Consider the following 13,343-nt stretch of genomic DNA (forward strand, 5'->3'; position numbering starts at 1 on the left):
GGAGTGCTCCTCAACTCGTTGATTTCTCGGCCCAGCACCCAGTGGATCACCCAATCGCGACGGAACCTGTCACCTTTTCTGAGAACATGGGTAAGCATGAAGGCTTCAAGGCTCCTGCATCTCCTGCTGCTCCTGCAGACCCGTCAGCGGCTCACTACCACGGAGCTCGCCGCGCGTCTTGAGGTGTCCCGGCGGACTGTGCTGCGGGACGTCGAGGCGCTATCGACAGCGGGCGTGCCCGTCTATGCCGAACGTGGGCGGAACGGCGGGATCGTCCTGCTCCCCAGTGCACGGCTCAGCGCATCCCATCTGGAACCACCAGAACTGGAGGCCCTATCCGTGGCCGGCTTGGACAGCGCACTACGTGAGCGAATGGGCCTAACTGCGGCGTGGGAGTCGGCCGAGCGCAAGATCGCCGCCTGCCAGGCTGCAGCCCCTGAGTCGCCGAGCCCGCTGCGGCTGGCTGACCTTGTGCTTGTCGACAGCACCGCGTGGTTTGCTGCCCCCCAGGCAGCGGTCGAAGTATCGGATCTGGCCTCGACCCTGCGACACCGGCGACGCCTTCGAATCCAGTACCGGCGCAGCGCCGAGAGCCAGGCCTCGACACGGGTGGTCGACCCGTACGGGATCGTGGCGAAATCAGGTCGCTGGTATCTCGTCGCCGATGACCAGGGCGACAGCCGGCTGCTCGCTCTGGAACGACTGTCGGCCTTCGAACAGCTAGACGCACCAGCCGTGCTCCAACCAGGCGAAACCCTCCGCACCAGATGGGCCGAGTTGAAGAAACGCACTGAGGAGCAAGATCGCGTGAGCGTGACCATCCGCCTGCCGGAAAAGGGTCTCGACCTGGCGCGGCGCATCCTCGGCACCCGCATCCACCATGTCTCCGACGCGGAAAAAGGCTCGTGCGTCGTCGTCGTGCGCTACCCCGACATCGAGTCGGTGCGTCAGCTTCTTCAGTTCGGCGACCACATCGAGGTGCTCGCCCCTGAGACGGCCCGCGCACGCATCAGTCAGCTCGCCAGGGACCTGGCTGACAGACACTCAACCCCCGCATCGTGATTGCCGTCAGGGCAGAATCAGGGAACCGTGTTCCGCTGTTCCCTGGCCGTCTCGTCTGCCCCACAGGTGCCATCGACGCGAGGCCCAGACCGAACACGGTGCAGAGCACCGTTCGCTCTGATTGCCGCCACCGGCCGGGCCCGGCTCCGTTGGCGGGCCGTTCAGAGCGCCACTTCGGTCTTCGGCGCCGCAGTCGCCGGCACCGCCCCGCATGCACACATGCGTGCGAACTTTCAGATACGAGTTTCGCGCCAGGCGTGCGCCGGGCCCACGCCTGGCGCGATCTTCCGCGGCGATTGTCTGAACTCGGCAGAGTGGCAGCCATTGCGCGCGCCGCCTCCGCGACCCTGCCTGCGACCGTCCCAAGGTTCTTCGCCCGCCGGTCCACTCACGAGCGGCACTCGGGCGCTGGCGCGGCGTGCCTGCGCCCGAGTGCCGTTCTGGAGGCCCGGCACGCAACGGGGGTCCACGCTGCCCCGGGCATGGCGGCAAGCGTGGTGCGGGCCGGGCGTGGCCCTGTCAGGCAGTGTCGGCCCGGCGTTGGGTCGGCAGGAGGAACACCAGTGCGGTGACGGCTGCCAGGACGACCGCGTTGAACACTGTCGCGATGCCGAATCCGTGCGCGTACACGCCGACCTGGCCGGTGCGTGCGCTGCCAAGGGCGTTGTAGAACAGTACGCCGATGACGGCCACTCCAAGTGCACCGCCGACCTGTTGGGCGGTGGACAAGGCGCCGGAGGCCAGGCCGACGTGGTCCTCGTCGATCCTGGAGAGGATGGCGTTGAGCAGCGGGGTCTGCAGGAGTCCTTCTCCGAAGCCCTGGACGATCAGGCAAGGCATGATGATCCAGGCGTTGAGGTGTGCGCCGGCGGCCAGTGTGGCCGCGATGGTGGCTGCGAATCCGAGCAGTGCGATGGCCGCGCCGGCTTCCAGTACCCGGCGTCCGTGCCGCCTGATCAGACGGCCTGCCAGCAGGCTGGCGAGGAAGAAGGCGATGGCTTGTGGGGTGTAGACGAGTCCGGTGGCTACGGCGGACAGTCCGAGCCCGTCCTGGAGCGTGATCGACAAGATGAGGAAGAAGGAGTTGAGGGCGCTGTAGTAGATCAGGATCAGCACCAGGCCGGTGAGGAAGGCTCGTTGGCGGAAGAGTTTCGGCTCCACCAGAGGAGAGCGTCCGGACTGGCTGACCCGGCGCTCCACCCACGCCAGTGCCGCCAGTGCCAGGACTGCCCCGGCCAGGCAGAGCCAGGTCCAGGTCGGCCAGCCAACCTCCCTTCCTTCGATCAGGGGGAAGACCAACAGGAACAGTGCGACGGTCAGGACCACGGTGCCAGCCGGGTCCAGACGGCGGGCCTGGGGGGCGCGGGACTCCGGGAGCAGTCGTGCTGACAGCAGGAGTGCCACGGCGCCGATCGGAACGTTGATCCAGAACACCGGGCGCCAGCTGGTGCCGAACAGGTCGCTTTGGACGAGCAGGCCGCCGAGTACCTGTCCGACGATGGTGGACATGCCGATCACCGCGCCGAGGATGCCGTAGGCGCGGCCTCGGCGGCTCTCCGGGAGCAGGACCTGGATCATCGCGAAGACCTGTGGGAAGAGCAGCGCGGCGCCCACGCCCTGGACCAGGCGGGCAGCGATGAGCACCCCCGCGGTGGGCGCGAGCCCGCAGGCGAGCGAGGCGACCGTGAAGACCAGCAGGCCGGTTTGGAAGATGCGCTTGCGTCCGTACAGATCGCCCAGGCGTCCTCCGGTCACCAAGGTCACGGCATAGGTGAGTTGGTAACCGGCCAGGACGAACTGCACCTCGGCGTCCGTGGCGTGCAGATTGCGTTGGATGGCGGGGGCGGCGATCAGAACGATGAACACATCCATGATCGCCATGAAGGTGCCGGACATGGCCACCAGCACTGCGCGCCAGGTGCGGGTGGTGTCGTGAAGCGCGTGCTCTGCCGACGCTGGAGCAGCGGCTGGCGTGCGTGCGGAGGTCATGGAACCATGCTGCCCACCCCGGGAAAGGGGGACCAGACACAGATTATGCTGGTATCCAACTCGACAGCCTCAAACGCGGGTTGGATTCATGGCGGGGGTATGTCAGAGGGGATCCCGTTGATGGAGTCTGCAGCGCGGCGCAAGGAACTGGCGACGTTCGTCCGCTCCCGACGGGAGCGTGTCTCGCCGGCCACTGTGGGGCTGCCCCAAGGGCCGCGGCGCCGGACGCCGGGTCTGCGGCGCGAAGAGGTCGCGCAGCTGTCGGGGGTGAGCGTCACCTGGTACACCTGGCTGGAGCAGGGACGGCCCATCACCATGAGCCGCCAAGTGGTCCGGTCTATCGGCCAAGCGCTCCGTATGGATCCCGACGAGCTGCGTCTTCTGTTTACGCTGGCCGACATCCCGATCCCGGCTGAGCCGGTGTCAACCTCCACCCCCTTGCTGCAGAAGCTCGTCGACGGGCTCACCCCGTATCCGGCCTACGCTCTGAGCCCGTGCTGGGACCTGTTGTGCTGGAACCGGGCCGAAGCCGGGCTGATCGGCGATCCCCTGCGTCTGCCTGCTGCCAAACGCAACATCCTCTGGCTGGTCTTCACCAGCCCGGCCATGCATTCCCTGCTGCCGGACTGGCAACGGGAGGCCCAGCAGTTGCTGGCACAGTACCGGGCAGCCGCCGCACAGTATGCGGGCGATGCACGCTTCGAGCAGCTGACGGAAGCGCTACATGCAGCCAGCCCGCTGTTCCGGGCCTGGTGGCAGCAGCACGACATCGCCGCCTTCCAGCCGGCCCGCAAACACTTCAACCATCCGGTACTGGGCGCATTGAGCGTCGACTACATGAAGCTCGCCCCAATGGAGCAGCAGTCGCATGCCCGGGTAGTGGTCTACCTCCCCGCCGACGATGCAACCAGCGCCAAGCTTCCCCGACTGGCCGACAACGTAGCGGGCGTCGCCGAGACAGGCATGGCCGGCTCGGCGACGCCCGGGTAGAGCACGCCTGGCGCCACCGTCCCTTTCGAGCACAACGTGAGCGGAACGCCAGCGATGAAGACCTCTCCGTCATGACAACTCTCCCCTCCCATCAGCGAAGACCACATCCCCAGCTCCGAGCCCGGAAGCCGCTGCTGCGATCCCGGCGCACTGGGCGCTCCAGGGGACGCCGCATGCCCCGCGTGGTCCGCTCCATCCCCCGGATCGGACACCCCACCAGGCAACCACACATAGCGCGCGGCATGTAACAGGGCGTAGTTCACCTCGGCCTTATGAAGGAGAGGTCCGCCCGCCGTACCCGACGCCGTACGAAGCCGGACAGGGCACGAGACGTAACCGAGCGCTGTCCGGGCGGTAGGACTGGCCCGTAGTTCTTCGCGGGTCCGCGGCGCCCGTCACCCCAGCCGTCGAGGAAGTCGGCCAGATCTCGGCGCCGTTCAGGCTTACCCGGCGGCAGAGAGGCTTACCCGCAGTTCAGAGGCTTGGGTAAGCAGTTGGGTAACCGGTTACCCAACTCGCGAGGACCAGCGGATACCCGCAAGTGATCGCAGATTCCCGTCACACCGAACGCGGGATGGATTCCGAGTCATGGCGCCGGAGACAGGCACAACCTCCCACCAATGGCGGAGCCGGGGTCATCCGAAGGAGCAACGTGGCGCCGTTCCCACTGCGCCGTCGCTGAACGTAGCCCCTGCCTCCGGTGTGCTGACTGCGTGAAGGTCTGGAGCGGCAGGCACGCCAAACATGTGTCGGCACCCGGCAAAGCCTTCGACGAGGGTGCGTTGCCGGGTTAGGCCGTGTCTCTTCGATCAGGTAGTTCGTTGTTCTGGTCATGCTCAGCAGGGGGGATCTGACCGACGCCGAGTGGGCTGTGCTGGCACCACTGCTGCCGGTGAGCAACAACCGATGCGGCCGCTGGCGGGATCACCGTCAAGTGATCAACGGGATCATTCACCGGTTCGGCACGGGGGTGCAGTGGCGTGAACTGCCCGAACGCTTCGGCCCATGGAAGACGGTCCACAAACGCCATTTGCTGTGGTCGTCCGACGGCACGTGGGAGATGCTCCTCCAGCACGTCCAGGCCACTGCCGACGCCGACGGTGACCTCGACTGGAACGTCAATGTCGACTCCACCTCCGTGCGGGCCCACCAGCACGCCGCCGGCGCACCCAAGAACGCGCCACCCGCCCCACCCAGTTCCTCAAAAGGGGCACCGCAAAGATCAGTTCATCTACGCGCGCACATCACCCTGCGGCACCCGCTGGAGGAGGTGGACCGCCAGGTGAGGCCCTCGGCCGCTCTCGCGGCGGGCTGACGACCAAGATCCACGTTGCCGCAGAGGGACGCTGCCGCCCGTTGTCGCTACTCATCACGCCGGGGCAGCGGGCGGACTGCACCCAGTTCGAGCCGGTCATGGACAAGATCCGCGTTCCGCGCACGGGGCTCGGCCGTCCCCGCCGCACCCCGGACAGCGTCGGCGCCGACAAGGCATACAGCAACCGCAAGATCCGCACCTACCTGCGTAAGCGCGGCATCCGCCACGTCATCCCGGAGAAGAAGGACCACAAGGCCGCCCGCCTACGCAGGGGTTCACTCGGCGGATGGCCTCCGGGCTTCGACAAGGACCGGTACAAAGAGCGCAACACCGTAGAGCGCGCCATCGGCAAGCTCAAGCAGTTCAGAGCCGTCGCCACCCGATATGACAAGCGCGGATACGTCTACCTCGGCACCGTCACCGCCGCCGCTCTCCTCATCTGGCTTCGCTCGTAACAGGCATCCATGAGAGGGAAGCACCACTACCCATAACCCGGCGTGCCGTGCGCAGATTCCCGATTTCACTGTGACATTCCCCCAACACCGGGCGTCTTCTCATCATGGCTCCCACCTGGGCATACTCCACGCCTGCCTCGTCTCAAGTCACCACAGTGCGAGGGCCATTGGGCCTGCCGCTCAGTCTCTCAACGAGCAGCTCGCCCCTCGTGATCCTCGCACCGGAGCCGTGTGGCACGCCGCCTTCACACGCACACCCCTGATCCCGGCACGGCACGATCGACAGACAATGGAGTACAGGGTGAATCAAGCCCCCACCGCGTCAACCGAGAGCGCTCCCGGGCAAATCGGCGACGCACGCCGATCCTGGCTGGTACGGCGAGGGCTCCTGCTGGAGTCCGGCCCCCAGCGGAAGCTGGCTCTCGCCGGCTTCGTCAACCAGCTCGGCACCGCGGCCTTCCTGACAACCGTGCCGCTGTACGCCCATCAGGTGATCCATCTGTCCATCGGGCAGGTCGGCCTCGGCCTCAGCGTCGCGGGAGTGGTCGGTCTGATCGCCGGTATCCCGGTAGGGCATCTCGCCGACCGCCGCGGCCCGCGGGACATCTTCCTGATCACTCTGCTGATCCAGACCCTGTCCATGACGTCGCTGCTGTTCGCCCACTCGTTCCTCGCGTTCACGCTGGCGGTGGCCGTGACGGACCTCGCCGGCTCGTCCGGCGGTGCGGCTCGTGGCCCGATGATCCGCCGCTTCGGCGGTGACGAGGTACCGAAGTTCCGCTCCTACCTGCGATCGGTGGCCATGCTCGCCAGCACGTTCGGCGCGATGGCGGCCGGTGCGGTAGTACAGATCGACAGCGACTTCGCCTACCACGCCCTCATCTTCGCTAACGCGCTGACGTTCATCGGCAGTGCCGCCGTCCTGTTCAAGCTGCCCAAACTCGAACCCCTGCCGTCCCCGCGCGAGGCAGGCCGGTGGATCGCGCTCAAGGACAAGCCGTACATGGCGTTCGTCGTGCTCGACGGCATCATGTGGATCCAAAGCGAGGTGCTCTCGTACGCCCTGCCGCTGTGGGTGGTCCTGCACACGGACGCACCACGGTGGTTCGTCGGTCTGGCGATCGCCGTCAACACCGTGATGGTGGTGTTCCTGCAGATCCGGACCAGTCGCGGGATCAAGGGCGGCACGGTCGCCGGCCGGGCCACCCGCCGCGCCGGGCTGGCGTTCCTGATCGGCATGGCGGTCATCGCAACAGCCTCCGCAGTACCCGGCTGGGCCGCCGTGGCCATCATGATGGCTGGCGTCGCCGTTCACACGGTGGGCTCGCTGTGGCATGCGGCCGGATCGCTGGAGCTCCGGTTCCGGCTGGCTCCCGCACACGCCCAGGGCCAGTACTCCGGAGTGTTCGGCATGGGCATGGGCCTGTGCTATACCGTCGCACCGAGCCTGCTGGGCCTGCTCTGCGTGACCTGGGGGACGCCCGGCTGGCTGGTGATGGGCGGCGTGTTCGTCGCAGCCGGCCTCGCCATGCCATACGTGATCCAGTGGGCTGGCCGCAGCCGGGAGATAGCGGACACCGCCGACTGAGCTGCCCCCCAGGGCCTGGTCACCCCTCGATTCGATCGGCCACGCCGCAGACTCTCGATCGGGGAGACAGGGCCTAGGGTCGTGGGCATGAGCACCACGCATCCAGACGTGCACCGAGTTCGAATCGCCGCGTGCCCCGAAACGGATCTGGTCGTCGAGATCGATGGACGCGACGTCGCTTCCGCGGTTGAGGCGTACCGAATCACGCAGACCGTCGACGAGGGCCCCGAGGTGACGCTCTACGTGCAGCAAGGCTGGCGTGGCATGGAGTTCGAGGGCTTGGCCGAGGTTTTTGTGGCGCCTGCCAATGTCCGGCACGTGGTGGTCGGGTTCTTGGATGCGGTGGACTGGCGGAAGCTCGACGAGGCCGTCCTGGGGCGGGCTGACTTGGACGGTAAGAGCGACCGAGGATTGGCATCATCTCAGGCGGCGTGCGGTTGGGCGGTCCGGCCACCGGTATAGGTTTCTGGCCTGCCGAATCAGCGCGCGAACGGTGACGAATGCAGCGGCAAGGTAGAGATAGAAGTCGACTACTCGGCCGTCTCGCTCGAAGCAGCGTCGTATCTTTCCGTAACCGTTCATCCAGGATTGGGTGCGCTCGACCACCCAGCGTTTGCCGACTTGGATCGGTGCTGGCACGCCCTTGCGGACGATCTTGCCGGCGAGGCCCTGTTCATCGAGAACCCGGCGGCTGGGCTTTCCGTCGTATGCAGAGTCGAGATGCACGGTGGCGTCAGTGGGTAGGTGCCCAATCTGATGCTTGGCGGCGCCGATGGTCGGTCCGAGCAGGACGGAGTCGTGTCGGTTTGCGCCGGCCGAGGCCAGACCGATTGGTATCCCGCCGCTGTCGACCATGGTCGAACGCTTGAGGCCCTGCTTGCCGCGGTCGACCGGTGACGGCCCGGCTTTGTCGCCTTGGCAGGGGGCCTTGGTGTGACAGCCGTCGGCGGACAGTTCGGACAGTTCCAGGCCGATCATCTTGTCGTAGGCGGAAAGCGCAGCGCGGTGCAGTTCCTGTGCCAGTCCCAGAGTGGCCCAGTGCTTGACCCGGTTGCGGATCGTCCAGTCCGAACACCCGACGGTGGCGACCCGCTCGTAGCCGGAGCCGTGCACCAGCGCCTCAACGACCAGACGGAACACGATCTTGTCGGGCACGCGTCGACGGTGACAGCCCAGCGGGTGTGCAGGGTCGAACTCAGGTCGCTTGGGCGGTAACGCCGAGAACTGCTCCCAGACAGGCTCGAACAGGGATGACGGTAAGACGGGCACGGCCTCTCCGCACGGCAGCAAGGACAGGAGGCACCCGAGCCGTGCTTGCGCATCGGATTGATATCTCGGGCATGTGGGGGAACTTTCGGAGCAGGTGGAACATCGTCGGCGTCGGCCCCTGTCTGTGGGGAGCCGCACTCGTGCAGCGTCCCCGCGCAGGTGCGTCGAGGATCAGGTCGGAAGGTGCGTGGCTGGTTGCTCCCACTGCCGGATGGGTGGGTTGTGGGGTGTGGGGGTGAGGAAGTGGAGGTTGACCGGCGTGCAGGTGTTCGTGGACGCGGCGGGCGATGTCCTCGGCCCGGCCGTGGGCCACGATCGTGTCGACGAGTCGGTCAGGGAGTGCGTCCATGTCTTGGTATCCCAGGTCGTGCAGGAGTGTGCGGCGGTTGGGCAGGGCGGCTGCGGCCGTGGTGCGAGCCAGTACCCGCTGAACGCCCCGTCGCACAGGCAATGGACGGCAGAGCGCGAGCACCACGAGGACCTCGATAGACGACGCTGCGACTTTTCGAGGTAGATGACATCGAGGCGATGGCCTGACTTGGGCCCAGGCGCATTGCTGGTCGCTCCAGTTGGCACCAGAAGGTCGAGCTTGTTGACACCTGCTCGGCGTACCGGGTGTGTGGCGGCAGTGACCGTTCAGCGCACGATGAGCCATACGCGTAGCCGCTACGCGCGTCATCTGGTGGGCTGTTCCATCGGCGGGCGTCGGGGACGGGTGTGTTGTCGGCCGGGCTTAGCTGGTGTGAGCGGGGCGCGAGTCAGGGAGGGCTCTGGCTGGCCAGAGGCTGTCGGGGAAGGCGGCGTCGTCGGAGTCGGTGTCAGGCATGAGGGTGGTGAGCATCTGCTGGGCGGTCTTCGCGTTGTCGGCGGCGCGGGGCAGCATGACGCTTTCGTAGGCGTCGAGGGCCTCGTCGATGGTGGAGTGGTCGATGACGGCTTGGGCGAGTTCGGCGCCGTCGAGCAGGGCGAGGTTGGCGCCGACGCCGACGGGTGGCATCAGGTGGGCGGCGTCGCCGAGCAGGGTGATGCCGGGGACGCGCTGCCAGCAGTGGGGAGTGGGAAGGACGAACATGGGCCGGTTGGTGAAACCGCCCTCGTTGTCGCGCAGGATGTCCAGCAGGCTCTCGTGCCACCCCTGGTACTGGGCGAGGAGGCGCGCGCGTACTGCTTCGGTGTCTGCGAGGTCGAGGCCGGCGTGCCAGTCCTGGGGGCCGCGGAAGGTGATGTAGGCGCGGACGTGTCCGTTGCTGTTGCGCTGCAGCACCAGGCTGCGGCGGCCCGCCTTGGCCGACATGGTGCCGCGACCGACCAGGTGGGCAATGCCGGGGTGACGGCGGTCGACGTCGTCGAAGTGGGCTTCCACCAACGTGACACCGGCATAGGAAGGTTGGGCGTCGGTGAGCGCGGGGCGTACCCGGGACCAGGTGCCATCGGCGCCGATGACCAGGTCGAAGTCGTCGAAGTCCTCGCCGGTGCGGTCGTGGTGGTGCAGGCGGGCGGTGCCCTGGGGTAGCGGGGTGACGGCCCTTACGGAGTGGCCCCAGCGGACCGTGCCGGGGGCGAGGGAGTCCAGCAGGAGCGCGCGCAGCTGGCCGCGGTCGATCTCGGGCCTGCTCAGATCGTCCTCGTCGGCCTGGTCGTGACGTATCAGGGTCGCGTGGCGGTCGTACAGGCGCCACTCCTGGCCTTCGGGCCGGGACAGGGCGAGGAACTGGTCGAACAGTCCGGCTGCGCGCAGGGCGACCTGGCCGGTGTCTTCGTGGATGTCGAGAGTGCCGCCCTGCGAGCGGGAGCGAGGGTCGGTCTCATGCTCGAAGACCGTGACCGGCACGCCGTGCTGCTGCAGGACGCGCGCGCAGACGAGGCCGCCGAGGCCAGCGCCGGCGATCGCGATGCGAGGGGTGGTGGACATGAGGGTCACGCTCCGTTCGACGGTTAAGGAGAGTGCTGCTGTTGTGTGGTGACTGTTGTGTGGTGACGCGCTGTTTCGGGCATGGCAGATCAGTCGTTCCGGTGTGGTGACGCGCTCCGGGGTCCGGCAGGGTGCCGGTCAGGCGTACCCGCACACAGAAGCACAGCAGCTCAAAAAGTACAACTGCTCCGACTTTCGATCCGATTGCCTTTGCGATCGAATCCCCTCAAGGGCGGTAAGGTGGGAGCATGGTCGAGACAACGTCAGGACGCCGCGAGCGCAAGAAGGCCCAGACAAGGCAGGCCCTGGCGGATGCCGCGGTGCGGCTGTTCACCGAGCACGGCTTCGACAACGTCGGTGTACGCGAGGTGGCGGAGGCGGCTGACGTCTCGCTGAGCACGCTCTTCAAGCACTTCCCCAGTAAGGAAGCCCTCGTCTTCGATCTGGACGCGGACGTTGAGAGCGCCCTGGTCGCCGCCGTTCGCGACCGAGCCCCCGGTCAGTCTGTGCTGCACGCCCTGCGCGACCACATGGTGCACACCCGTACCGCCGTGCGGACCGACGACCCCACTTTCGTCCTCGTCGAATCCACCCCCGCGCTGCGGGACTACGCCCGGCGCATGTGGTCGCGCCACGAGAAGGCACTGGCCGCCACCCTCGCCGGTGCCACCGGGCTCACCCCGGAAGACCCCGCCGTCACCGGCCTGGCACGCTTCGCCCTGGAAGCCCCCAGCCTCGCCCGTGCAAGCGAAGACCCGGCCCGGACTATGCGCGACTTGTTCGCCCTACTGGAACGCGGTTGGGCCACCACCCCTCTGGCTCGACAGGAAACCCGCCCCGGTCGGGACGGGTGACCACGACCACATGCTGCATCGGCCCGCCCAATGACTTACGCGCTTCGCCGCCGGCGGTTGGAAACCGCGTGGAGGTATCAGATCGCTCGACCAGAAGTCATCCATCTCGAAGAGTCGCAGACGCCTATCCTCGGTCGCTCTTATGGCCAGTTCCTCCACGGGGGCTGTAGAGTTTTTGGCCCTGTCTCACTTTCGGTGGTGACGGAGCGTGCCGCTATCCGAGGCCATCCGAGGAGGATGCGGTGCCGAAGCAGGGTGAAGCCCGCTCCTCCATGCATCTGGCGTGCGATCCGCTTGGTCTTGGTGTTGACGCCCTCGGTGGGGCCGTTTCTGTTACGGAAGCGTGAGCCCAGCGATCACGGCATCGATGTCCCGGTCCAGTCCCCGGGTGTAGGCATGTAGATGGGCCGAGCCGAACTCGGCCGAACCGCTCCGCTCCCCTCTACCACCGGGCCTGCCGGGTGGGGTGGCATCGTCGGCAGGCCCGGTGGCGGAACGGCATGCTGGAATAGTGGGCGCCGACGTGTTCGGCACACGTGTGTGGAACGGGCTCTGCTGTGTCCGTTTCGTTCGTCAGTGTGCGATGCGGCTTCGGCGGAAGGCGGCCAGGCCGGCCGGCGTCTTCAGTCCGTTGGTGCCGTCCTGCTGCGGGTCGGCCGGCACCCCGGCGCTGAGCAGGTAGAGCGCGGTCTCGTCGACTCCGTCGATGCCAAGGAGGTCCTCGACGTCGGTATCGGCGAACGCCGCGGTCTGGAAGGGCCCCAGGCCCAGGGCGGTGGTCACCATGGCGAAGGTCTGGGCGAGGTGACCTGCGTCCATCAGCATGATCCGGTAGGTGCGCGCCGTGCGGTACTTGGACCGCATCCGCTCGACCAGCGAGGTGAGCACGATGGCGAAGGCTGCGTCCTCTATTCCGCGCTGATTGACGCTGAGTTGGGCCACGTCCTGCCAGGGCGGACAGTCGCCGAGGAATTCCAGGCCGTGGATGAGCCCGTTGTAGTGGTAAATTCCGGGAGCCAACGCCTCGACACGGCGGACGAGAACATACGCCTCGATCTCCTGGCGCGCTCCACCCGATGCGCTTGTCCGCTGCATCAGGCTTCCGTAGGCGTCGGCGTCGATGAATTGCGCGGGCCCGAACACTGAGGAGAGCAACGTCGCGAAGTCCACGAGGGGGACGTCCTCGTCGGCGAACGCACGGTGGGTCCGCCGACTGTAGAGGACCTCCTCGAAGGACGCGCCGATGGGGCGTGGAATGCGGGGCAGGAGGACAACATCGGCGTCCGGATACGACTTGAAGAGCGCGGGCCGCCCGCCTTGGGCCGCCAACTCCTCCCGCAGTTCCGGTGTGTCTTCGGTGTACGGAGCGTTCTTCGTCATGGTGTGGAGGTAGCGGGCACTCATATTCCATTCGGGCCAGCTCGTCCCCACCACTTCATCGTGCTCGGCGGCGGACTGCCCCTGACGCACGATGAGGCCGGACTCTTCCAGGTCGGCGAGCGACTGCCGGACGGACTCGGGGTCGAAGTCCGGGAAACGGGCCGCCACTTTCTCCGGTTCCGTCCAGTCGCCGAGTTCGTTGAGCAGTTCCGCGGCCACCGGGTCGAGGGAAACGGTGATGCGGGTGCGGAAATTCTCCACGACGAACGCGCCGTCGTGCCAGTAGCAGACGATACTGCGAGCCCGGCGAATGGGCATGCTCGCTCCCCTTGGCGTGGATATTCTCCTGAGTGTGGCCTGCGGCCGGACTCCAGCAGGAGCCCGGCCGCAGCGTCGTCACGCGGAGTGAAGCACGAGGTACTTCTCCTCGGTGACAACCGGCTTCACGTTCACCGTCATCTTGCGCATGAGCCACCTCCTTCACGAGAGTTGTTTTCTGGTACGGCCGACCTGGAGAATCCACGTCCGG

At 66.9% G+C, this 13,343-nt stretch carries 10 protein-coding genes and 1 pseudogene; 6 read left to right on the forward strand and 5 right to left on the reverse strand.

Annotated features, from left to right (window positions below; genetic code table 11):
- The first annotated feature begins 96 nt into the window (after positions 1-96).
- The gene (locus K2224_RS14645) at positions 97-1,062 is read left to right on the forward strand and encodes a YafY family protein (protein WP_221906965.1); all 966 of its coding nucleotides are present in this window, start codon (positions 97-99) and stop codon (positions 1,060-1,062) included.
- A gap of 519 nt (positions 1,063-1,581) precedes the next feature.
- Here the strand turns inward: K2224_RS14645 and K2224_RS14650 are convergent.
- Positions 1,582-3,051: an MFS transporter gene (locus tag K2224_RS14650; protein ID WP_221906966.1), complete on the reverse strand. Its 1,470-nt coding sequence runs from the start codon at positions 3,049-3,051 to the stop codon at positions 1,582-1,584.
- A gap of 120 nt (positions 3,052-3,171) precedes the next feature.
- Between K2224_RS14650 and K2224_RS14655 the strand changes: the two genes are divergently transcribed.
- The 4 genes from K2224_RS14655 (at position 3,172) to K2224_RS14670 (ending at position 7,861) form a co-directional block, all read left to right on the forward strand.
- On the forward strand, positions 3,172-4,041 hold the full coding sequence (locus tag K2224_RS14655) for a helix-turn-helix transcriptional regulator (protein ID WP_221906967.1): 870 nt from the start codon (positions 3,172-3,174) through the stop codon (positions 4,039-4,041).
- Between the two features lie 832 nt (positions 4,042-4,873).
- A protein-coding gene (locus K2224_RS14660; RefSeq protein ID WP_399018592.1) for an IS5 family transposase occupies positions 4,874-5,811 on the forward strand; the annotation gives its coding sequence in 2 pieces (ribosomal slippage) (positions 4,874-5,315 and positions 5,315-5,811; 939 coding nt in all).
- Positions 5,812-6,112: 301 nt separating this feature from the next.
- Positions 6,113-7,399 (forward strand): MFS transporter, encoded by a 1,287-nt coding sequence (locus K2224_RS14665; RefSeq protein WP_260692637.1) that lies wholly within the window; start codon positions 6,113-6,115, stop codon positions 7,397-7,399.
- Between the two features lie 87 nt (positions 7,400-7,486).
- Positions 7,487-7,861, forward strand: a complete 375-nt coding sequence (locus K2224_RS14670; protein ID WP_221906969.1) for a hypothetical protein — start codon at positions 7,487-7,489, stop codon at positions 7,859-7,861.
- Here the strand turns inward: K2224_RS14670 and K2224_RS14675 are convergent.
- Both K2224_RS14675 and K2224_RS14680 read right to left on the reverse strand, forming a co-directional pair.
- Positions 7,817-8,668, reverse strand: a complete 852-nt coding sequence (locus K2224_RS14675) for an IS5 family transposase (protein WP_221906970.1) — start codon at positions 8,666-8,668, stop codon at positions 7,817-7,819. The genes K2224_RS14670 and K2224_RS14675 overlap by 45 nt on opposite strands.
- Positions 8,669-9,401: 733 nt before the next feature.
- Positions 9,402-10,580 carry an NAD(P)/FAD-dependent oxidoreductase gene (locus K2224_RS14680; protein ID WP_221906971.1) on the reverse strand — a complete coding sequence of 393 codons (1,179 nt, stop codon included), beginning with the start codon at positions 10,578-10,580 and terminating at the stop codon, positions 9,402-9,404.
- A 248-nt stretch (positions 10,581-10,828) separates the two neighbouring features.
- Here K2224_RS14680 and K2224_RS14685 point away from each other — a divergent pair, with 248 nt between their 5' ends.
- A complete protein-coding gene (locus tag K2224_RS14685) occupies positions 10,829-11,434 on the forward strand; it encodes a TetR/AcrR family transcriptional regulator (protein ID WP_221906972.1) in 606 nt (201 codons plus the stop codon).
- A gap of 227 nt (positions 11,435-11,661) precedes the next feature.
- Here K2224_RS14685 and K2224_RS14690 read toward each other — a convergent pair.
- Both K2224_RS14690 and K2224_RS14695 read right to left on the reverse strand, forming a co-directional pair.
- Positions 11,662-11,839, reverse strand: a pseudogene (locus K2224_RS14690) (ISL3 family transposase); the annotation flags it as partial.
- A 168-nt stretch (positions 11,840-12,007) separates the two neighbouring features.
- Entirely contained in the window at positions 12,008-13,132 is a 1,125-nt protein-coding gene (locus K2224_RS14695) for a SagB/ThcOx family dehydrogenase (RefSeq protein ID WP_221906973.1), read from the reverse strand.
- Positions 13,133-13,343: the final 211 nt, after the last annotated feature.

The organism is Streptomyces sp. BHT-5-2 (genome assembly GCF_019774615.1).
Classification (GTDB): Bacteria; Actinomycetota; Actinomycetes; order Streptomycetales; family Streptomycetaceae; genus Streptomyces.